We start from the raw sequence: 21490 nt of genomic DNA, 5'->3' as shown, positions 1-21490 counted from the left end.
AAGCGGTGATTGAAGCGAGAGACGAAGCAACCCGGACCTCCGGGGTTGCAAAAAGCGGATGGCTGTTTGATTTTTATGGAAAAATCACACAGGACAGCACAAGTCCGATTTCATTCAATCTGATCGTCGGTCCTCATGTGCAGCCACTCTCGCGCGAGGGTTTCATCCTCGCCTGACAGCTCATGCCCGGCACTGATGGTGCGCAGATCGAAGGCCGCTCCCGACCTCTCCAGCCATTGCGCCAGAGGCGCGCCGAAACCGGCGAAAGGGTCCCGCGCGCCGGCGATCATCAGCACTTCGCTTCCCCCCAGATCAGCTTCCGGCGGCTCTTCCAGCACCATCATGGGCCTGAGCAGGATCGCCTTGCGGATGTGTCCCGGCTGCAGGCCCATCACCGATGCCGCAAAATTCGCTCCGTTCGAAAGGCCCATGAAGAGCATGCGCGCGGGATCCAGTCCGTAAGCCGTGATGGCGCCTTCGACGAAGGCCGCAAAAGCCTCTGCCTCGGAACGGATGTCTGCCTGATCGAAGCTGAGCGGTCCGAGCCGGCGAAACCAGCGTGCATTGCCTTCCTCATGGGCACGGCCGCGTACACCGAGCAGGGTGGCGCGTGGCGCGATGCGGTGGGCGAGCGGCATCAGGTCCGCCTCGGTCCCACCGCTGCCATGGAGAAGCACAATTGTACCGCCATCGGGATCTTCGGGGGTGAAAAAGCGATGCACGAAGGGCAACTCGCGACGGGGCATGCGGGGCTCGCCCGGCATGGCGAACTGCGGCAGCATCACCCTGAGATCTGCAGCCCTGTCGCGATCACCGGGCGGCACCATCAGTCTCGTGCCGAGACGATCCGGCGTTTCATCAAGGGTGAATCCCGGTCCGTCGGTAGCCACTTCAAGCAGCGTTCCGGCCGGCTCGCGGACGTAGAGCGATGTGAAGTACTTCCGGTCATGCACAGTGGTCGGCGAAGAGTTCAGCGTCGAAAGCTGCTTTTCCAGAGCCTCGATGGCAGGAACGTCCGGCGCACGCAGGGCAACGTGATCGGCGGTTCCGGTTCCGGCCACGCCTTCCACGAAACCGGAGCCATCGCGGATATCAATGACATCCGTATCCGACACCATGCGGATGGTGCTGCCCTCGACCGGTCCCGGCCGATAGCCGAAGCGGGTCATGAAGGCAGCGGTTTCCTCCGGCGCTTCCGACAGGATCGTCACCGCGCGCAGGCGGGTCGGGCCGCGCAGCACATCGCCCCATGGGTCTACGGCGAGGGTGTCGACCGCAACCAGCTTGACGATGAAGCCATCGGGATCCCTGAGCCGCAGAACGGTTTCGCCGAATTCACGGGACGGCCCCTGAATGGCGATGCCATGCCGGAGACAACGCGTCATCCACTCGCCAAGGCTTGAGGGAGGCACGGCGAGCGCGATCTCGAACACCTGTCCGTGGCCAACCCGCCCCGTCGCGCCATCTTCCCAGACGAGAAAGGTGATGAGAGTACCCGGTGAGCCGACGGCATCGCCGTAAAACAGATGAAGCTGCTCCGCGTCTTCATATCCACCGGTGCGCTTGACCAGCCGAAGGCCGAGAAACCCCACATAGAAGTCGACATTGGCCTGCACATTGCGCGTGAGCAGTGTCACATGATGGATGCCGCTTTGCGGCTTTTCGGCCTGCTGTTGCATGAAGAATTCATTGCCTCGATGACCGGGCCCCGGCCGTTGAAAGAAAATCAGCCTCGTTGCCGTAACCTGCCATGGAAGTGGTGGTTCCGGCAGACATTTTTCCACGCGGCGCAAGATTTTTCGCGTTTATGCGAAGCGGTCGCGCAAAGCATGCCAGCTTTCGCAAACAGGTTCGGCAGCAAGCGAAGCCTGAAATGGCCGATATGCTTCGACACCTGCCGCCACACAGGGAAACATGAAGCTTGTTCTGTCGGGTCAGAGCCAGCTTTTCAGGCTGCCGAGATCGACGTTTCCGCCAGATACAACCAGAACAAGCGGCCCCGCATTCGCGGCACCGGCACGGCCATTCAGAACCGCCGCCAACCCTGCGCAGGCAGCCGGCTCAGGCATGATCTTCAGCCGGCTCATCAGAATTTTCATGGCTTCGACAATATTGGCGTCACTGACCACTGCAACACCTTCAAACCGCTCCTTCACCAGCGCGTAGCACAATTCGCCGGCCGAAGGCGCGGCAAGCCCGTCGGCAATCGTCGAGACAACCGGAAGCCGCACTGCGTGCCCCGCTTCCAGGCTCTGCGTCATGGCGGATGCCCCTTCGGGCTCTACGCCCCACAGGCGTGCCTTATGGCCGGTGGCGATCGCGGCTTTGGCGACGCCGCCTGCCATGCCGCCGCCACCGATGCCCAGAACGATGTCCGCCACGTCCGGCAGGTCCTCGAAGATTTCCTGCCCGAGAGAAGCATGACCGCTCATCAGGTCATCGTCATCATAGCTGGATATATAGGTCAGCCCTTCACGCGCAGCATAATCGAGGCAGAATTGCGCTGCCTCCTGCGGCGTGCCGTGCTGAATCACCTTTGCGCCATAGCCCTTCGTTGCAGCTACCTTGGTCGGATTGGCGCTCGCCGACATGACAACAGTGCTGGACACGTCAAGCATCTGTCCCGCATAGGCCAGCCCCTGAGCGGCATTCCCGGCCGAGAACGTAATGGTGCCGCGTGCCCTTGCTTCGGGAGCAAGCTGCATCATCGCCCACAGCATTCCGCGTGGCTTATATGAGCCGGTCCGCTGAAACAGTTCGGCCTTGATCCAGGTCTCGCGGCCCAGCAACCCGGACAGATAGCGCGAGTGCCACAGAGGCGTGCGGTGCAGATATGGAGAAATGGCTTTGCGGACTGCGTTGAGCTCGTTCAGGGAAGTCATCGGTCTCTTTCATGAATGTCCGGACAGGAGGAGGCGACCCTAGAAGTCGATACGTGAACCCAGATTCCCAGCCTGGGCCGCTTGCAGCAGATAATGGGCGCAAACCAGATCTTCTGACGAAATGCCAAGCGATTTATAGATCGTGACCTCTTCATTGCTCCGGCGTCCCGGATGTGATCCGCCCAGAACCTCACCAACTTCCGCAAGAATGTGACTGTCGTCCACCAGCCCGGCTGCTTTGGCCGCGAGAAATTCACCTGCCTGTAGCAATGCGGAGGGTCTGTAATCAACGAAGAAGCGGGCTCGCCGGACCAGCTCAGCGCCGATTTCGGCGGCCTGAACAACCGAGGAGCCTACGACATTCAGGTGCGCTCCATCGGCAACGTGAACGCTTTCCAGAATTGGCTCGGCGGCGGCGGATACGGTGCAGATCAGATCGGCGTCGCGTACGGCCTGTTCCACGCTTGTGCAGACCTCTATGGGAACGGGAGAGCGGGACGCGTTCGCGAGCGCAAATGCATGCGCACGTTCGACATCGCGCCCCCACACGCGCACTCGGCGCAACTCACGCACGCAGGACATCGCAACAAGATGCTCGCGTGCCTGCTCCCCGCATCCCAGAATGGCCAGATCGCCGGCTTCGGCATTGGCCAGCAGGCGCGTGGCCAGGCCGGAGGCAGCAGCGGTACGAATGGCCGTCACTTCACCGCCATGAACCACAGCCACAGGTGCCCCGATTTCCGCCTCGAAGAGAACGATGGTTCCCTGATGCGACTGAAATCCCCTGGCTCCGTTCTGCGGATATACGGCGGTGAGCTTCGCGCCGAAGATTTCAGGATCGACCATCGCGCCCGGCATAAGCCCGAAGCATTTTCCTTCTCCTGCCGGCAAATCGATGATCCATCGCGGCGGCTGGCATGTGGTGCCTGAAGCGGTCTGCAACATGGCCGTTTCCATAAGGCGAATGCAGGTTTCCATAGGGAGAAGTTTGCGAACCAGATCGCGATCGATAATCTGCAGTGCCATGTTGCCTTGTTTCTCCTCCCGAACTGAATAGGCCGTGGCGTGACAGGACATCACACCACGGTTGCCCCCTTCTACCGAAGCATCCGACGCCCGTCATCCTTGAAGACCAGATGAAAGAGCCCCGCGCACCTGAGAGCAGGGACGAGAGATGCTCCTGTCGTATCGGCGCGATCAACACGCACTCGGGAAATGTGCGCTCACGACCATCCCACGCAGTGCAAGGGATGAGAGACGCATAGCTGCAACCCTCCAGACGATGACATTATCACGGAGCAGAAATTCGCGAAAAGGATCTTGGAGTTTACAAGCTCCGCCCGCCGGGCAGGCCTTCTGAAGCATGTGGCCCGAAGCCGGGAACGGTTTCAGGCCACATGTAAAATCAGGAGCTTAAAGTGCCGGGAGCTATTCTGAGAGGTTGCAGCACGCTTGAAGTCTGAAGTGTTCAGAACGCTTCGCGGTAGAGCCGAAGCGCATCGGCCTCGGTGACTTCGACCGGGTTGTTGACCAGAAGACGGGTCTGCAACATGGCGTCGCGCGCCAGCATCGGCAGGCTGTCCTCCGGCACATCCACGTCGCGCAGGCGGCGCGGCGCGCCCGAGAGGTTCATCAGCTCTTCCATGAATGCGACGAAAGCCGCCGAGCGGGCCTGCACGCCTTCTTCCGAAGGACCGATGACCACGTCCGCGAGTTCCGCATAGAGCGGGGCGGCGGCTCTCATGTTGAAGCGCAGGACTGGTCCGAGCATCAGCGCATTGGTCAGGCCGTGCGGCAGGTGAAAATGGCCCCCCAGCGGATAGGCCAGCGCATGGACCGCTGCGACCGGGCTGTTGGAGAAGGCCTGGCCCGCGAAATTCGCGCCGATCAGCATGCCTTCGCGCGCGGCGCGGTCTGCGCCGTCGGTGCAGGCGGCAACGAGATGCGTCGCCAGAAGCCGAAGCGCCTCGCGGGCAAAAATATCGGAAAGCGGGTTCTTCCTGTGCCGGCTGGTGTAGGCCTCGATCGCATGGACCATAGCATCGATGCCGGTCGCGGCGGTCTGGACCGGGGGCAGGCCGACCGTCAGCTCCGCATCGAGCAGCACGCGGTCGGCATAGAGCTGATGCGAAACCACACCCATCTTCGTGGTTTCGCCGGTGGTCAGGATGGTGATGTTGGTGACTTCCGAACCGGTGCCCGCAGTGGTGGGAACCTGCACCAGCGGCACGCGCGCACCTTGCACCTTGCCGATTCCGTAGAGGTCGGCCAGCGGCTGTTCGCTGACCAGCATCACCGCGACCAGCTTGGCGATGTCCATGGACGATCCGCCGCCCAGCCCCATGACGATGTCGGCATTTGCCGCCTTGCCCTGTTCGACGCAGGCCATCAGCACGGCCTCCGGCGGATCGGCCACAACATCATCAAACACCGTCACGCTGAAACCCGCAGCCGCCAGAGAAGCCTTGGCGCGGTCAAGCACGCCGGCCTGATGCAGAAACTTGTCGGTGACGATGAGCAGGTTTCGCGCCCCGAACCAGCCGGAAAGCAGTTCGCCGATGCGTGCCGCACCGCCCCATTCCACAAGCATCGAGCCGGGGGTGTCGAAACTGAAGGGCTTGATCAGATCGGTCATGTCTTTCATCCGTATGTGCAGGATAAGGAAATCAGGTGCTTCGGAAGCTCAGAAGGCGCTGCAGACGTATTTCAGCTCGAGATAGTCCTCGATGCCGTATCGGGAGCCTTCACGACCGAGGCCCGATTGCTTGACGCCGCCGAAGGGCGCAACCTCGTTAGAGATCAGGCCGGTGTTGTGACCGACCATGCCGTATTCCAGCGCTTCAGAGACGCGGATCGCCCGGCCATGGTCACGGGTGAAGAAATAGGCGGCGAGACCGAAGATGGTGTCGTTGGCCATCGTAACGGCTTCATCCTCGGTGTCGAAGACGAAAACCGGCGCCATCGGCCCAAAGGTTTCCTCCTGCGCGACCGCCATGTCCGGCGTCACACCCGTCAGAAGCGCCGGCTCGAAATAGAGCCCGCCCAGCCGCTTGCCGCCGGTCACCAGCGTAGCGCCTTTGGCAACGGCATTGTTGATGTGGCTTTCAACCTTGTCGAGCGCTTTGGGCTCGATCATCGGGCCGATCTCGACGCCGGGTTCCATGCCGTTCCCGACCCTGAGGGCAGCGACACGCGCCGCCAGCTTTTCAACGAAAGCATCGTGAATGCCGCGCTGCACCAGCAAGCGGTTGGCGCAGACGCAGGTCTGGCCCGCATTGCGGTATTTCGACAGCATGGCCCCTTCGACCGCCGCATCCAGATCGGCGTCGTCGAAGACGATAAAGGGAGCGTTGCCGCCGAGTTCGAGGCTCAGCTTCTTGATGGTGGGCGCGCACTGCGCCATCAGCAGCCGGCCCACCTCGGTCGAGCCGGTGAAGGAGAGCTTGCGCACGACATCGCTCTGCGTCAGCACATGTCCGATCTGCTTTGCGGATCCCGTCACCACCTGAAACACGCCAGCCGGGATGCCGGCGCGTTGTCCGAGTTCAGCCAGCGCCAGTGCAGAAAGCGGGGTCAGATCGGCGGGACGCACGATCATGGAGCAGCCGGCAGCCAGCGCGGGAGCGGCCTTGCGGGTGATCATCGCCGCCGGAAAATTCCACGGCGTGATCGCCACCGTCACCCCGACGGGCTGGCGCAGCACGGTGATGCGCTGGTTGGCCTTCGGCGCCGGAATCGTGTCGCCATAGACGCGCTTGGCTTCTTCGGCGAACCATTCGATGAAGCTCGCCGCATAGGCGATTTCGCCTTTCGCTTCCGCCAGCGGCTTGCCCTGCTCGGCGGTCATGATGCGGGCGAGGTCGTCCTGATTGGCCATCATCAGCTCGAACCAGCGGCGCAGGATTTCGCTGCGCTCGCGCGCCGGGCGGGCAGCCCACAGCTTCTGCGCTGCCCCGGCGGCTGCAATCACCTCCGGAATTTCGGTTGGAGACAGCAGCGGAACCTCACCAACCCGCGAGCCATCGGCAGGGTTGAATACAGCGATCACCTCGCCGGAAGCGGCGTCAACCCATTCGCCGTTGACAAGGCAGGACGAGCGCAGAAGCGCCGGATCATTGAGATGAAGCACGATGTCGGTCTTTCCTGATTGGTCTGTGTGTGGTGGAGGGGGGAGAAGGTTGGTGGCGTCGGCCCTGACAAGCACACCGACGGAAGAAAGGGTCAGTCCCTGCCGCCCGGCGGGCTTTTCGCCGTCTGTGCCTGACTGGCGTTTTCGGCAATGATGCGCTCGGCCACCTTCTCGATCGAGGTGCGGCTGTCCATCGCCGCCTTCTGCAGGTAGCGATGTGTCTGGCTCATCTCCATCTTGTGCACGTGGCAAAGGATGATCTTGGCCACTTCGACGGTGGACAGGGCGAGATGGCGGTTCTCGGCCTCCACGATGCGCTCGATGTTTCTGCGCCGGCGCTGCCACACGTCGCGGCTGATCATCAGGTTGGTGAGCAGACCGAACGGCTTCACCGGCCGTTCGATGACGGCGGCGGCGCGCAGTTCCAGAACCAGTTGCAGCGTCGAGGGGTCCTCATAGCCGACCAGAACGATGACCGGCGGGCTGAGATCGGTGAGCTGGCCGATCAGGCCGCGCACATCGGCGCGCGCATCGGAATCGACGGTGACGATGATGACGTCGATGTCATCCGGCAGCGTCTGGGGAATGGGCCAGTAAAGCCGGGGCAGGCAGCCGATACGGATCAGGTGCGTCATCAGGCCTTCCGCCTCGCGTCCGGGAGGCAGAAGCACCAGCACTCTCGTGCCCTTCAGATCGCTGATCTTCGGTTTGCCGCTGGCTTTAGGCATTGTCGGTCATCACATCACCAAAGCTGTGCTGAACCATGTAGGGCTCTGGCTTGACCGGGTTTTTCTCCTCTTCGATCACCTCGAATTCATTGTCCGAACTGACGCGTCCGATCCGCGGCCAGAGCCATGTGTGATGCGTGACCGCATCCAGCTTCACCCGGCCTTCCGGCGCGTCGAAGCACGCCGTCCCCAGTCTGTCCAGAACCGCTTCCAGCGTCGCCTCTGCGGCCTCGCGCGCGGCGACCGCAAAGAGGTGAACCTGAAAATAAGCGGCTTCAGCCCCCGAGGTCACCGGCACCTGCGGCCCGAAGCGCGCGCGCATCCCCTGCAGGAACGCAAGGCTTTCCGGATTCTTCAGGGTGGCGAACCACGGCGCCGCCGCGAGAAAGCCTTCGGAAAGATCGGCGCTCATCTGCGAAAGATCGGCCTCGTTGGTGGCAAGACTTGTGATCAGCGCGCCCTCCGCGCGTGCGCGCGTTCGGGCAAAAGCCTCATGCAGGCGGATCGTGTCGCTGCCCACCACCGTCGAGTAGATGAAATCGGGGCGCAGGTCATCGACCCTTGCCATGACATCTGCGAGGTCCGCATCCGGCGCGTGGAAAGGCAGATAGTCTTCCCCCACGACGCTGCCTTCGCCCTGCTCGATGAGATCGCGCATGATGCGATTGGATTCATGGGCAAACACATAGTTGTTGCCGATGAAAAAGACCCGGCTGCCGGGCTCGCGCAACATGTGACGCGCGAGCTGCACCGAATTCTGGTTTGGCGCAGCACCCGTATAGATGCAGTTCTGCGAGAATTCGAACCCTTCGTAAAGCGTCGGATAAAACAGCAGCGCCTGCCGGCTTTCCATCAGCGGCAGCACCGCCTTGCGCGAATTGGACATGTGCGTGCCAAACAGCACCCGCACATCCTGCTCGTCGCAAAGCTTTTCCGCCGCAAGTCGATAGTCGTCGGGCTGCGGGCCGATATCGACCTGCCGCGGCACCAGCGGAACCCCGTTGATGCCACCGGCCGCATTCACCTCATCTATGGCCAGCAGCGTGGCGCAGGCCTGCGCATGCTCGACCGCCGCAGTCTGGCTTTGCCCCGAAAACAGCAGGCCGACCGGCCAGCCTTCACGATGGGTGTTGAGACGCAGCATCTAAAGCGTCTTCCAGTCGAAGGCCGCTTCATAAGCGGCTGCGGCCCGGTAGAGCATGGCCTCGGAGAAATCCCGCCCGATCAGCATCATGCCGACCGGCAGGCCCTGCGCAAGGCCGCATGGCACGCTGATCGCCGGCAGGCCGGTTGCGTTGAACGGGGCTGTGTTGGCGTTCATTTCCAGCGCACGGCCCACCCACTCCAGCGGCCCGCAATCGGGGTCCGGCAGCTTCGGCGCCGTCAGCGGCACGGTGGGCATCAGCAGCATGTCATAGTCGGCAAGCACGCTCTCATAAGCCGCCTTAAGCCGGCGGACGAGGTTCTGGGCCTTTGCATAATACTGGCCGCGATATTGCCCGCGGAAATAATGCGCCGCAAGCAGGACAGACTTCACATCGGCAGGAAATTCGCTGGCTTGCGCCTGCCAGTCCTGCAATGCCCGCATCAGGCTGGTGACGTAAAGTCCCTTCCAGTTGGAACCGTAGTTCAGGCCATCCATCTGGTTCACCGTGCCTTCCACGGCGATCGGCGTCCAGATCGCATGCCCCTTGCGATGGAGCGGCAGGCTGACCTCGTCGACGGTCGCGCCAAGGCTGCGCAAGCGCTCGGTTGCGGCCAGCACCGCCGCGTCGACATCGGCTTCGGAGTTGTCCCAGCCAAATCCTTCCGGTATGGCGGCGATGCGCAGGCCTTTCGCGCCGGCATCGAGCTGCGAGGTATAGTCGAAGCTTTCCGGCAGGCGGCGCTGGCGCGGGTCCAGCCCGTCATAGCCGGCAATGGCTTCCAGCACCCTTGCATTGGTGCGCACGTCGCGCGTCATCACGCCGGCATGGTCGAGCGTCATCTCCACCGGCATCACGCCCGTATAAGGCACCACGCCATGCGTGGCCTTCATGCCAACGAACCCGGCATAGGCCGCCGGAATGCGCACCGAACCGCCCTGATCGGTGCCGATCGCCGCATCGACCAGCCCGGCGGATACCAGGGCCGAGCAGCCGGAGGACGAGCCGCCCACTGAACGGGTCTCGTCCCACGGATTGCGGACGGGTCCCTGCGCGCTGGTGTGGCTGCTGCCGGAAACGCAGAACCATTCGCACTGCGCCTTGCCGAGGATCGTCGCGCCTTCGTCGAGCAGGCGGGTTACCAGCGTGGCATCGATGTCGGGCATGTAGCCGCGCAGGCTCGATGAACCGTTCATCATCGGCACGCCGGCCAGCATGATGTTGTCCTTGAGCGCGAAGGAGAGGCCATCCAGCCTGCCGCCGGCGCGGCCCTTGACCTCGGATTTCACATGCCAGGCATTGAAGGGGTTCTCTTCCGAATCCGGATAGTGGCCGGGCGTGCGCGGATAGGTCACCTGCGGCAGTTCGGGGGTGAGCGCATCGACGATGGCGTAGTCATGGGAGACCCCGCCCATCAGTTCTGTGAAGGTCTGAAGATCGTCATGCGACAGCGCCAGACCCAGTTCCTGATCGGCGGCAAGCATGTCTTCAAAAAGCGGTTTGCGGATCGTCACGTTTCAGCCCTCGATACCTATGAATGCCTTGGCTTCCTCGGTCGAACCTTCGCCCTTCGGGTCGATGGTTTTGACCACGCTGCCCTTGTCGACCGCCAGGATGCGGTCGCAGATCGACCAGAGGAAATCGATGTCCTGCTCGACCAGAATGATCGACAGGTTGCGCTCCTTGCGCAGACGGATCAGCACTTCGATGATCTCGTCGCAGATCGAGGGCTGGATGCCCTCGGTCGGCTCATCAAGCAGGATGAGGTCGGGATCGCCGCACAGGCAGCGCCCGAGCGCCAGAAGCTGCTGCTCGCCGCCCGACAGCATGCCGGACTGCCGGTCGAGAAGCCGCACGAGGCGCGGAAAGAGTTCGAGAACCCCGGCGATCTTCGCCTTCGCGCCACGGAAATCCTTCACGCAGCCCATGCGCAGGTTTTCTTCGACCGTCAGCAGCTTGAAAAGCTGCTTGCCCTGCGGGACATAGCCGATGCCCGCCTTCGCGCGCGACTGCGTGTTCTTTCCGTTCAGCGACTGGCTGCCTTTGCGGATTTCGCCGCTCCATGTCGGCAGCTCGCCCATGATGGCGCGCAGCAGCGTGGTCTTGCCCATGCCGTTGCGGCCGAGAAGCCCTATGCATTCGCCATCAGCCAGCGAGAACTCAACGTTACGCAGCACCGGCACGCGGCCATAGCCGGACGACAGGCCCTTTACCTCAAGCATTGGCGGTTTCCTTTCGTCCCAGATAGGCCGCGCGCACCTGCGGGTCCTTCGCGATCTCCTCGAAGCTGCCCTCGGCAATCACCGCGCCGCGCTCGAAAACGGTGACGCGCTCCCCGATCAGCCGGATGAAATCCATGTCGTGCTCGACCACGATCACCGCGCTTTCGCGGGTGATGTCGCGGATGATCTGCACGGTCTTGAGGCTCTCGCTGTGGGTCATGCCCGCCGCCGGTTCGTCCAGCAGCGCCACGGCGGGCTTCGATGCCAGTATCTGGCCAAGCTCGACCCATTGCCTTTGCCCATGCGCAAGCTCGGCGCAGAGGCGATCGCGAAGGTCGCCGAGCCCGATATGCTCCAGCACATCGTCGACGATCGCCTTCACCGCCTTGCCGCTGGCCCGGCGGCGCGCCGCCATCTCGATGTTCTCGGCAATGCTCAGGCCCTCGAACAGGCTGGGCACCTGCGTCTTGATGCCGATGCCGAGCCGGGCGATCTGGTAGGGCTGCAGCGCGTTGAGCGACCTGCCCCGAAAGGTGATGGTGCCGCGCGTCGGTGTATGCTGGCCGCTCAGAAGGCGGAAGAAGGTCGTCTTGCCCGCGCCGTTCGGTCCGATCAGGCAACGCAACTCGCCCTGCCGCAGGTCGAAATCCACAGCCTTGACCGCATCGACGCCGCCGAAGCTGATGCCAAGGCCACGGGCCTGAAGAATGATCTCGCCGCTCATGGCCGGGTCTCCGTCGTCGTGGCTTCCGCGGCCGCGGAATCGGCCTTGCGTCCGAACAGCGTTGCGAGTGCCTTGGTGAACATCGGAACGATGCCCTGCGGCACCACCAGAACGAAGAAGGCCAGCACCACGCCCAGCACCAGATTGACCTGAACCACCTGCTGGGTGCCGAGTTTGGTCGTCGCCCATTGCAGCGCGATGCAGCCGAGGATCGGACCGATCAGCGTGCCTCTGCCGCCAACGATCACCCAGATGATGATCTGCGCCGACTGCACGAGGCTGAAGATGGTCGGGCTGACGAAGGCGCCCCAGTTGGCGAACAGGCAGCCGCCGAGCCCCGCCAGCGCGCCGCCCAGCGTGAAAGTGATCAGCTTCGACTGCGCCACGTTGTAGCCGAGCAGTTCGGCCCGGTACTCGTTCTCACGCACCGCGATCGTCACCTTGCCGGGCGTCGTCTTCAGATAGAGCGAGATGGCGACGACGCCGGCAACGAGCACGATCACCGTCAGTCGGAAGATGTCGCCCGGATCGAGCGGCATGCCGTTCGGCCATGCCAGCGTGGGAACGCCCGTCATGCCGTTGAAGCCGCCGAGCAGCGCGGTTCCGATCCGGTACTGCGGCCCGGAGGTGGAGTTGATCAGGTTGAACAGGATCAGCGTCACCGCAAGGGTGATGACGCCGATATAGATGTCGTTGATGCGGCCATAGAACATGAAATAGCCGAGCACCGCCGCAAACAGCGCCGGCACCGCGATGGAGATGGCCAACGCCGCAAGACCGGGGCCGAAATTGGTGGCCGCGACCGCCCAGGCATAGGCGCCGAGACCGAAGAACGCGGCCTGACCAAGGCACATGATGCCGCCCTTGCCCCACACGAAGGCAAGGCTGAGCGCCAGCACCGCCATGATCAGATAGATGGTGATTTCATAGACGGTGAACAGTTCCAGCCAGCCCGGCATGACCATGCCGAGCACCAGCACAGCCAGCAGGCCGGCGGATTGCAGATAACGCGCCATCAGATCGACCTCCGGAAAAAGCGCCCGGTAATGCCCTGAGGCAGGATGCGGATAAGCACGATCGCGGTCAGCAGCAGCGCCACTTCCCCGATAACCGGCGTGTAGAGATAGGTGAAAAGCTGGCCGACCGTGCCGAACAGCACGGATGCCGAGAGATTGCCGGCAATGACCGCCGAACCGCCCGAGATCACCGTGATGAACGCCTTGGCGATGTAGGCCGCGCCGATGGTCGGGATGACGCCGGTGAGCGGCGCCAGCGCCGCGCCACCAAGGCCCGCAAGGGCAGCACCCAGCCCGAAGGTCAGCGCATAGATGCGGCGCGGATTGCCGCCAAGCGCTGCCACCATGTCGGCATTCTGCGTGGTTGCCCGTGCCAGAAGGCCGAAGGTGGTCAGCTTGAACAGCACATAGAGCAGGCCGAAGATCGCAGCCGCCAGCGCAATCAGGAAGACGACGTAGCCGCTGACGGAAAACGCGCCGATGCTCAGGCTGGGCAGGGGCGTCGAAATCCCCGTGGTCGTGTTGCCTACCAGCATGGTCATGCCACCGACAAGGGCAAGGCTGATGCCCCAGGTGGCGAGCATGGTGTCGATCATGCGTCCGTAAAGGTGGCGGATGACCAGCCATTCCAGCGCAAGGCCGACCAGCCCCACGACGACGGGCGCAAGGATGAGCGCGCTCACCCAGAAGCTGAGGCCGCCATGATTGGTGCCATAGATGGTGACATAGCCGCCGAGCATGAGAAACTCGCCATGAGCCATGTTGATGACCTTCATCATCCCGAAGACCACCGCCAGACCGATGCTGATGAGCACCAGAATGGCAATGGACCCGAGGATTTCGATCATGAGGACCGACGCGAAATCCATCTGACTTCCTTTAGAAATCGATGACGTATTGCTGATTGTCGTCAGGGTTGGCGATCAGATCGCAAACCATGGCCGTATCAGCGGGGGGCTGCTGCTCGAAGGTCTCGACGGGGATCAGACCGCCGTTCTCGACCCGCGCGATGTGCACGTCCATCGTGGTGTGATGGGTCTTCGGATCGATGGTGACGCGGCCGCTCGGGGCATCGAGCGAAATGCCGGTTTCCAGCGCCTCGATCACCTTCATGCGGTCGACGCTGCCGGCCTTCTCCACCGCCGCGGCCCAGAGCCGGAAGCCCTGATAGGCGCCCATGCCAAGTTCGGTTATATAGGGATAGTCGGCGCCGAAGCGGGCGTGGAAATCGGCCACGAACTGCTTGTTGATCTCGTTGTCCAGTTCCTGAAGATAGTTCTGACATACCATGATGCCGTTCGACTCTTCCGGCGTCAGGATCACATGCTCGTTGCCGCCGGCGAAGGTGGTGGACGACATCGGGATCTTGCCGAGCATGCCGGCCGCCTTCCACTGGCGATAGAAGGAGATGTGGGCGCCGCCCACCAGAGCCGACCACACATAATCCGGCCGGGCCGCCTGGATCTTGGAGATCGAGGTCTTGAAGTCGGTCACGTCCATGGGAAAGAACTCGACGCCCAGAACCTCGCCGCCATTGTCGGCGGTGTACTTCTTCACCCAGTCGGTGATGATCTGGCCGTAATTGTAGTCGGCCGCAACGATATAGACCTTGCCGCCGTGCTTCTTCGCCGAATAGTTGACGAGCTTCTCGACCGTCTGGCCGGGCGTCACGCCGGTGGCGAACATGTTGCGGTCGCAGACGCCGCCTTCATACTGGTTGGCATAGAAGTAGAGCGTGTTGAACTGGCGCATGATCGGGCGCACCACTTCGCGCGAGGCCGACGTGATGCCGGCAAACACCACCGCCGGCTTGTCCGACAGCGCGGCCTGACGGGCGAACTGCGCGTAAAGCTGCATGTTCGTCTGCGGATCATAGACGTTGAGCTTGAGCTGGCGGTTCAGCAGGCCGCCCTTCGCATTCTGCTCATCGACGGCGAAGCGCAGCGCGTCGACAATCGGCTGACCGTAGGATTCCAGTCCGCCCGACTGGTCGTAAAGCGCCGAGATGGTGATCGGCCCTTCCTGCGCGGCGAGGCGGGATGCAAAGGTCATGGCGGAGGCAGCACCAATGGCGCCCAGCGCCTGTCGGCGGGTCAGTTTCATGTCATCTCCCTGAAGTTGAATGGCCATTGCGCGCACTGACCCTCAAGGGAACAGGCGACAACCCGGCGCGGGGCCGGAGCAGATGGCTGTGAATGTGGTTAAGATGAAACCGCGCCAACACCTTTGTCGACGTCTGAGGTGGAAGGCCTGATCCGCGGCATTCTTGGCGCGGGGCTGAAATTCCACATTGGTTCCAGTTAAGATGATAAATATGTCGTGACACGCTGTAAAGCTCACGACGTGATTTTCTCCACCGGTTCCTCAGCCTTCGATTATTCGGGAACCGCACTCCGACGCAGATTGGATCTGCGTAGAGATTAAATCTCCATGAATTCCAATGTCTTATGTCAAACACAAGCGCTCATGCACAAAGGCTTTCTACGGAAGCCGGATGTGTTCAGGGTTTCCATCTTAAGTCAGTTTCGTGCGAACGAATTGGATTGGCCGACGAGGAAACGGTTCCGATCGGCCCGCGGCCGGGGCCGTATTGGGAATCCGATATTCGGCGAGGTTCGGGATTCTCACTGAACCATCTGATGCGCAAAGCAGCCTGAATCTGCGATCGAACTGCTTCCCCCCTGACTGTATTGTCCGGTTGGATTGTCTACCCGACAAAATATCGGCCCTGTTCGCCGAACGGCAAAGATGCCTCGTAAGCCGCGCTTTCATGTGCGTGGCTGCGGGGCATTTTCTTTTTGGGGGATTGTTTGAAACGCCGCGTCGAAATCGGCATTCTGTACTCGCGTTCCGGCAACTATCGGCTCGTGTCCGATGCGTGTCGGGCGGGAGCCTTGGCGGCAATCGCGGACATCAATGGCGATCCGTCCATTCCGGCCCTGTTTTCGCCTATGAAATACGATCCGCAGGGCAATGCCGACGGCTATGCTTCCGGATGTGCGGAAATTCTGCAAGGCAGCAGCGCAAGGCACATCATTGGCTGCGTCACCTCGTGAAGCCGCAAGGAAGTGATTCCGGTTCTCGAACGCTTCGGCGGCACACTGTGGTATGCTTGTCCCTACGAGGGTTTTGAGACCAGCGATCATGTTGTCTACATGCACGCATGCCCCAATCAGCAATTGCTGCCTCTGTTTTCCCACGTCGTGCCTCGCTTCGGCGCCGACGTTTTCCTGCTCGGCTCCAACTACATCTGGGGATGGGAGATGAATCGCGTAGCGCGCGACCTGATCGCCGATGCCGGCGGGGACGTGCACGGTGAACGCTACCTGCCGCTCGGTGAGAAGGAGGTTACCCGGCTGATCGAAGAGATCCGCGCCACCCGGCCGGATTTCGTCTTCAACAACCTGATCGGCTCATCCTCCTATGCCTTTCTCAAGGCCTATGCGTCTCAGGGCCGATGCGGAGCCTGGACGCGAGGATGAGCATTTTCTACCGCATCATTGCCCGGTTGTTTCGTGCAACCTGACCGAATGCGAGCTGGAAGCGATCGGGGAGGCTGGCAACGGCCATCTTTTCAGCAGGTCCGTACTTTCACGAAGCCGGGTCCGGGCATCGGCACCGCAGTTCCTTCGCACCGGCTGTTCACATCCCAGTCCGCTGCGGAGTGGACCGGAGATAGCAGCCGGACGTTTCAGTCGTCTTCGAAGTCGCCGAACACGTCCTGCAGGCGGGTGAGCATTTCCACCCGCTGGTCCACCTTGTCGCCAAGCACCACGATAATGTTCGACAGCAGCAGGTCGATGACCGCCATGATCGTCGCCGAGCCGTCCCAGAGAGGCCCGTGAGGTCCGGGGATGATCAGCGCGATGTCGGAAGCCTCTTTCGCCCACGGACAGAACTCATCGGTGAGCAGGATTACCTTCACGCCGGAACTGCGCGCTTCCAGCGCCAGTGGCAGGGCCTTGGCGGCAAAACGCCGGGCTTCGATCAGGAACAGCACACGCCCTTCAACGGAGCCGTCCAGAACCTCCGAATAGGTACCGTTGAGACCGTCCACATAGCGCACCCGGGGGCGGGCGTAGGAGAGTTGCGCCGCCATGTATTCCGCAGTGCCACGGATGTTCTGATAGGCCGCGACATACACTTCGGAAGCTCCGATAAGCGTGTCCACACAGGCCTGCCAGTCGGGAGAAATGGTGACCTCATACACCTGACGCAGATTGTCGATCTGCTGATTGATCAGCCGCGCCAGCAGCTTGCCTTCGCGAATATCGGCCTGAAGAACATCGACCTCGCCCTTGACCTGCCAGGCAGGGTTGGAACGGGCGAGGCGCAATTCCTGCTTGAGGGGCTCCAGACCGTCGAAGCCGATGCGGCGCAGGAACCTGCCGACGGTCATCGGGCTGACACCGACCTTCGCCGCGATCGAGCGCGCCGTTTCGAACGGCAGCTCGGCCAGATGCCGTTCCAGATACTGGGCCAGAAGCTTGTCGGATTTCGACCGGCGCACGTCGTCGCTGGCCAGCAGTTCGAGGATCGCTTTGGACATGGTCCTCCGTCGGGATCTGCTGCCCCGCGAGTGCGGGGCAGGAAGCCGGTCCTGTTTACTGCGCGGTCTTGATCCGCGTCCAGAGCCGGTCATACTGGCGGATGTCCTTGCCGATATCCTCGAAGATCTGCAGACGCTTCATGGTTTCGGGCGGCGGATTGATTTCCTCGCTGTTCTTTATATTGTCCGGCGTCAAAGCCCGCGACTTCATGTTCGCCGTGCCGTTGGTCTGCTGGGCCATGTTGAGGGCGGGGATTTCCGGCTGGGTGTAGAACTGCATGAACTTAAGCGCATTTTCCTTGTTGGGCGCGGTTTTCAGAACGCAGATGTTCTCCTGATACATCGTCGCCCCTTCCTCGGGAATGACGTAGCCCAGATCCTTCGGATTGCCGAACACATCGATCATCGAGCCGATGAAATAATGTGCGGCGGCAACATCGCCGGAGCCCACCATGGGACGCGATTCATAGGTGAAGGCAGCCACATATGGCTTCATGGCAATGATCGTATCGGCAGCCTGCTGAAGCTCGGCCGGATCGGTGGAGTTGACGCTGTGCCCGTTGAGCATCAGCCCGACACCCATCACCTCGCGCACATCGTCGAGCAGAGCGAATTTCAGCCCTTTGGCCTTCACCGTTTCGATCAGGTCGTGCCAGCCGGTGATGTCCTTGCCGAGCACCTTGCGGTTGTACATGATGCCAACCGAACCCCATGCGTAGGGAAGGCAATATTCCCCGTTGGGATCGCTCTTCGCCCGCAGAAAGGCGGGATCAATGTTCGCGAACCCCTCATACTGGTTGATATCGGTCTTCTCCAGCAGATCCAGCTTGGACATGATCTCCTGCATATGGACCGAAGGAAACACGATGTCATAGCCGGTCGCGCCGCCCTGAATCTTGGCCAGCATTTCCTCGTTGGAAGCATAGGTGGACAGGTTCACCTTGATGCCCGTTTCATCCTCGAAACGCTTCAGAACGGCAGGATTGATATATTCGCCCCAATTGTAGATGTTCAGGTCCGCCGCCAGCGAACCAGCTGCCGATGCGGCAAGCACCGAACCGGCCAGCACCGTTGCGCGCAACGCCCTGCGCAGAATGTTTCCCATCTTGACCATGGATATTCTCCTCTTTGCCCTGCGGCTCCAGTGACTGGCTCCGCGATCTGTCCCTCTTGTTCAAAGTCCGGTTTCTTGCGCCCGTTGACTTCTGTCAAAAAAAGATATCCAAATCTCAGATCTAAGCAAGCGTTACTTCTATAACAAAAACGCAAGGGGAATGACTTATGTCGGAATCCATCGTCGAGCTTGTCGGCGCGCGGAAGGTCTTCACCTCTCCGGAAGGCGCGGAGGTGAAGGCACTCGACAGCATCGACATGCAGGTCTGCCGCAACGAATTTCTCACGCTGCTGGGGCCTTCGGGATGCGGTAAGACCACGATGCTGCAATCGATCGGCGGATTCGTGCGGCTGGATTCAGGAACCATCAGCATCGATGGGGTTGACGTGACGCAGACCCCGCCGCACCGGCGGCCGGTCAACACCGTGTTCCAGAGCTATGCCCTGTTCCCGCATATGTCTGTCGGGCAGAATGTCGGCTATGCGCTGGAAGTGCGCGGCGTTGCGCAGGCGGAACGCCGCCGGCAAGTTGGTGAAGCGCTGGCGATGGTCGGCCTCGGCGGGCTTGAACAGCGGCGCCCCAACCAGCTCTCCGGCGGCCAGCAGCAGCGTGTGGCGCTTGCCCGCGCAATCGTGGCGCGGCCGAAGCTCCTGCTTCTCGATGAGCCGCTTTCGGCGCTCGATCGCAATCTGCGCCATTCCATGCAGATCGAACTGAAGACGCTGCAGGCGGAACTCGGCATATCCTTCGTGTTCGTCACCCATGATCAGGAGGAGGCGCTCACCATGTCGGATCGCATCGCCGTTCTGCGCGATGGCCGCATCCAGCAGATCGCGCCGCCACGCCAGATATACGATCAGCCGGGCAATGCCTTTGTCGCCGGCTTCATCGGTGCCAGCAACCTCTTCGAAGGTCAGATCGGCGACAATGTGCTGGCGCTCGACGATGGCGAGGTGCTGCATCTGGCAGGGCAGGGCGTGGACCGGTCGGGCCGGGCAATAGCCATCATAAGGCCGGAACAGTTCACGCTTGCCTCCGCAACGGACGAACGCCCCACGCTGGAGGCGACCGTCGATCAGATCATCTTCGTCGGTGCTGGCTTCGAACTCTACCTGCGCACGAAGAGCGGTCGCCGCATCTCCGTCGCGGCCCCGGCATCGGCGCGCGAAGCCGTGGCAAGGGCAGAAACGCTGCGCCAGGCGCACCTTGCCTACGATCCTCTCCACCTGCATCTGATGCCTGCGGAAGGGGAGGGTTAGCCACATGTCCACCCCGCTTCGCGAACGTCTTCAGCTTGGACTTCTGCTCGGTCCCGCCTCCATTTTCCTCGCCATCTTCTTTCTTGTGCCGCTCGGCATCATGGTGGTCACCTCCTTCCTCGCCCCCGGCCTTTATGGCGGGGTCGAGTGGGAGTTCTATCCGCATAATTTCGGCCGCATACTGGGCTTCGCGGACCCCGCCTTCGAGGAATTTGACCCGGTCTATCTGGAGATTTTCCTGCGCTCGATGCGCATCGCGGCCATGACGGTTCTGGCCACATTGCTGGTCTGCTACCCGGCCGCCTTCTGCATCAGCATGATGTCGCAATGGTGGAAGAATTTCTGCCTGTTCCTGATCGCGCTGCCCTTCTTCACCAGCCTGATCGTGCGGCTTTTCGTGTGGGTTCTCATCCTGCGCCAGTCCGGTCCGATCAACGACGTGCTGCTGTCGCTCGGCCTGATCGAACGGCCGCTGGAGATGATCTACACCGAAGGGGCGATCATCCTCGGCCTGGTCTATATCTTCGTGCCGTTCATGTTCATGCCCGTCTACGCCAGCGTCGAGAAGCTGGACTGGTCGCTGGTGCGGGCGTCGCAGGATCTGGGCGCCGGTCCCATCCGCACATTCATGCGGGTCATCCTGCCGCTGACAGCGCCGGGCATCATCGGAGGCTCGGTCATCGTCTTCATTCCGGCTCTCGGAAATTTCGTGGTTCCGGCCATTCTCGGCGGCGCCAAGGTGATGATGCTGGGCAATCTCATCGAGCAGCAGTTCCTGTCGGCGCGCAACTGGCCCTTCGGCTCGGCGCTGGCGATGCTGGTGATGAGCGTCATGCTGATCGTGATGATGGGGTTCGTGCTGATTTCCGGACGCCGCAAGGGGAGGGGAGCATGAGCTTGTTTTCAAACCTGCTTAGGCCCGGCCTGATTTTCTACACCATGCTGTTCTTCGCCTTCATCTACCTGCCATTGGCGCTGATCACCGTCTACTCGTTCAACGCCAATCCGGTGGACATGATGACGTGGACCGGCTTCACCACCGAATGGTACTGGCAGGTGCTCGGCTTCCGCACCACCGTTTCCGAAACGTCGATGTACATCGAATCGACGGGACAACTGATCGCGGCCCTGCGCAACAGCCTGATCATCGCCGGCAGCACCACGCTTATCGCCACCATTCTGGGAACCGCGCTCGCTCTGGCGCTCTACCGCTATGATTTCTACGGCGCGCGGCTCTACCAGGTTCTGATGTTCATGCCGATGCTGGTTCCAGACATCGTGCTCGGCATCGCGCTGCTCATCTTCTTCGTCAATGCCGGCATTTCGCTGGGCGTTGCCACCATCATCATCGGCCAGTGCACCTTCCTCATCGCCTATGTCTTCATCGTGGTGTCCAGCCGTCTGGCCGGCATGGACCGCAGCCTCGAACATGCGTCCGCCGATCTCGGCGCCAACGAATGGACCACCCTGCGCAAGGTGGTGCTGCCACAGCTCATGCCCGGCGTCGCCGGCGGCGCCTTGCTCGCCTTCATCATCTCGATGGATGATCTCGTCATCACCTATTTCATCTCGGGCACCGACGTCACCACGCTCCCGGTCTTCATCTTCGGCATGCTGCGCCGGGGCATCAAGCCGGAGATCAACGCCATCGCGGTGATGATGCTCGCCTTTTCCTTCATCGTGGCCTCGCTCGGCCTTTATCTTCGCTCCCGGCAGAAATGA

At 61.8% G+C, this 21490-nt stretch carries 18 protein-coding genes and 1 pseudogene; 4 read left to right on the top strand and 15 right to left on the bottom strand.

The genetic code is table 11. The features are described from left to right. Positions 1 to 110 precede the first annotated feature (110 nt). The 13 genes from MIC97_RS23780 to MIC97_RS23720 all read right to left on the bottom strand — a co-directional run bounded on the left by MIC97_RS23780 (position 111) and on the right by MIC97_RS23720 (position 14949). On the bottom strand, positions 111 to 1679 hold the full coding sequence (locus MIC97_RS23780; RefSeq protein ID WP_239802375.1) for a VOC family protein: 1569 nt from the start codon (positions 1677 to 1679) through the stop codon (positions 111 to 113). A 255-nt stretch (positions 1680 to 1934) separates the two neighbouring features. Next, positions 1935 to 2882 carry a threonine/serine dehydratase gene (locus MIC97_RS23775; RefSeq protein WP_239802374.1) on the bottom strand — a complete coding sequence of 316 codons (948 nt, stop codon included), beginning with the start codon at positions 2880 to 2882 and terminating at the stop codon, positions 1935 to 1937. 39 nt (positions 2883 to 2921) lie between these two features. Further along, positions 2922 to 3959 (bottom strand): ornithine cyclodeaminase family protein, encoded by a 1038-nt coding sequence (locus MIC97_RS23770; RefSeq protein ID WP_239802373.1) that lies wholly within the window; start codon positions 3957 to 3959, stop codon positions 2922 to 2924. Positions 3960 to 4350: 391 nt separating this feature from the next. Continuing rightward, positions 4351 to 5517: an iron-containing alcohol dehydrogenase gene (locus tag MIC97_RS23765; protein WP_239802372.1), complete on the bottom strand. Its 1167-nt coding sequence runs from the start codon at positions 5515 to 5517 to the stop codon at positions 4351 to 4353. Positions 5518 to 5565: 48 nt separating this feature from the next. Beyond that, positions 5566 to 7011: an NAD-dependent succinate-semialdehyde dehydrogenase gene (locus MIC97_RS23760; protein WP_239802371.1), complete on the bottom strand. Its 1446-nt coding sequence runs from the start codon at positions 7009 to 7011 to the stop codon at positions 5566 to 5568. 92 nt (positions 7012 to 7103) lie between these two features. Then, positions 7104 to 7739, bottom strand: a complete 636-nt coding sequence (locus MIC97_RS23755) for an ANTAR domain-containing protein (RefSeq protein ID WP_239802370.1) — start codon at positions 7737 to 7739, stop codon at positions 7104 to 7106. Then, complete coding sequence (locus MIC97_RS23750) at positions 7732 to 8883, bottom strand: transporter substrate-binding domain-containing protein (protein ID WP_239802369.1); 1152 nt, start codon at positions 8881 to 8883, stop codon at positions 7732 to 7734. Before MIC97_RS23750 ends, MIC97_RS23755 begins: the two co-directional genes overlap by 8 nt. Then, the gene (locus MIC97_RS23745; RefSeq protein WP_345773578.1) at positions 8884 to 10398 is read right to left on the bottom strand and encodes an amidase; all 1515 of its coding nucleotides are present in this window, start codon (positions 10396 to 10398) and stop codon (positions 8884 to 8886) included. Between the two features lie 3 nt (positions 10399 to 10401). Continuing rightward, complete coding sequence (locus MIC97_RS23740) at positions 10402 to 11106, bottom strand: ABC transporter ATP-binding protein (protein WP_239802368.1); 705 nt, start codon at positions 11104 to 11106, stop codon at positions 10402 to 10404. Next, complete coding sequence (locus MIC97_RS23735) at positions 11099 to 11830, bottom strand: ATP-binding cassette domain-containing protein (protein ID WP_239802367.1); 732 nt, start codon at positions 11828 to 11830, stop codon at positions 11099 to 11101. Before MIC97_RS23735 ends, MIC97_RS23740 begins: the two co-directional genes overlap by 8 nt. Then, positions 11827 to 12846, bottom strand: coding sequence for a branched-chain amino acid ABC transporter permease (locus tag MIC97_RS23730; protein WP_239802366.1), 1020 nt, complete (start codon positions 12844 to 12846; stop codon positions 11827 to 11829). Before MIC97_RS23730 ends, MIC97_RS23735 begins: the two co-directional genes overlap by 4 nt. Further along, positions 12846 to 13715: a branched-chain amino acid ABC transporter permease gene (locus MIC97_RS23725; protein ID WP_239802365.1), complete on the bottom strand. Its 870-nt coding sequence runs from the start codon at positions 13713 to 13715 to the stop codon at positions 12846 to 12848. Before MIC97_RS23725 ends, MIC97_RS23730 begins: the two co-directional genes overlap by 1 nt. 10 nt (positions 13716 to 13725) lie before the next feature. Further along, positions 13726 to 14949: a transporter substrate-binding protein gene (locus MIC97_RS23720; RefSeq protein ID WP_239802364.1), complete on the bottom strand. Its 1224-nt coding sequence runs from the start codon at positions 14947 to 14949 to the stop codon at positions 13726 to 13728. Between the two features lie 764 nt (positions 14950 to 15713). Between MIC97_RS23720 and MIC97_RS23715 the strand changes: the two are divergent. Beyond that, positions 15714 to 16328, top strand: a pseudogene (locus MIC97_RS23715) (transporter substrate-binding protein). 209 nt (positions 16329 to 16537) lie between these two features. Here MIC97_RS23715 and MIC97_RS23710 read toward each other — a convergent pair. Together MIC97_RS23710 and MIC97_RS23705 are read right to left on the bottom strand one after the other, a co-directional pair. After that, positions 16538 to 17395 (bottom strand): MurR/RpiR family transcriptional regulator, encoded by an 858-nt coding sequence (locus tag MIC97_RS23710; protein ID WP_239802363.1) that lies wholly within the window; start codon positions 17393 to 17395, stop codon positions 16538 to 16540. A 55-nt stretch (positions 17396 to 17450) separates the two neighbouring features. Beyond that, positions 17451 to 18509 (bottom strand): spermidine/putrescine ABC transporter substrate-binding protein, encoded by a 1059-nt coding sequence (locus MIC97_RS23705; RefSeq protein WP_239802362.1) that lies wholly within the window; start codon positions 18507 to 18509, stop codon positions 17451 to 17453. Positions 18510 to 18676: 167 nt separating this feature from the next. Between MIC97_RS23705 and MIC97_RS23700 the strand changes: the two genes are divergently transcribed. The 3 genes from MIC97_RS23700 to MIC97_RS23690 are packed head-to-tail and all read left to right on the top strand — an operon-like array spanning position 18677 to position 21490. Beyond that, positions 18677 to 19768 (top strand): ABC transporter ATP-binding protein, encoded by a 1092-nt coding sequence (locus MIC97_RS23700; protein WP_239802361.1) that lies wholly within the window; start codon positions 18677 to 18679, stop codon positions 19766 to 19768. Between the two features lie 4 nt (positions 19769 to 19772). Then, a complete protein-coding gene (locus tag MIC97_RS23695) occupies positions 19773 to 20663 on the top strand; it encodes an ABC transporter permease (protein WP_239802360.1) in 891 nt (296 codons plus the stop codon). Next, positions 20660 to 21490: an ABC transporter permease gene (locus MIC97_RS23690; protein WP_239802359.1), complete on the top strand. Its 831-nt coding sequence runs from the start codon at positions 20660 to 20662 to the stop codon at positions 21488 to 21490. The genes MIC97_RS23695 and MIC97_RS23690 overlap by 4 nt, the downstream gene beginning before the upstream one ends.

The organism is Aquamicrobium sp. NLF2-7, from assembly GCF_022359935.1.
GTDB classification, from domain to species: Bacteria; Pseudomonadota; Alphaproteobacteria; order Rhizobiales; family Rhizobiaceae; genus Mesorhizobium; species Mesorhizobium lusatiense.
This window is presented reverse-complemented; position numbering and strand designations above follow the sequence as displayed.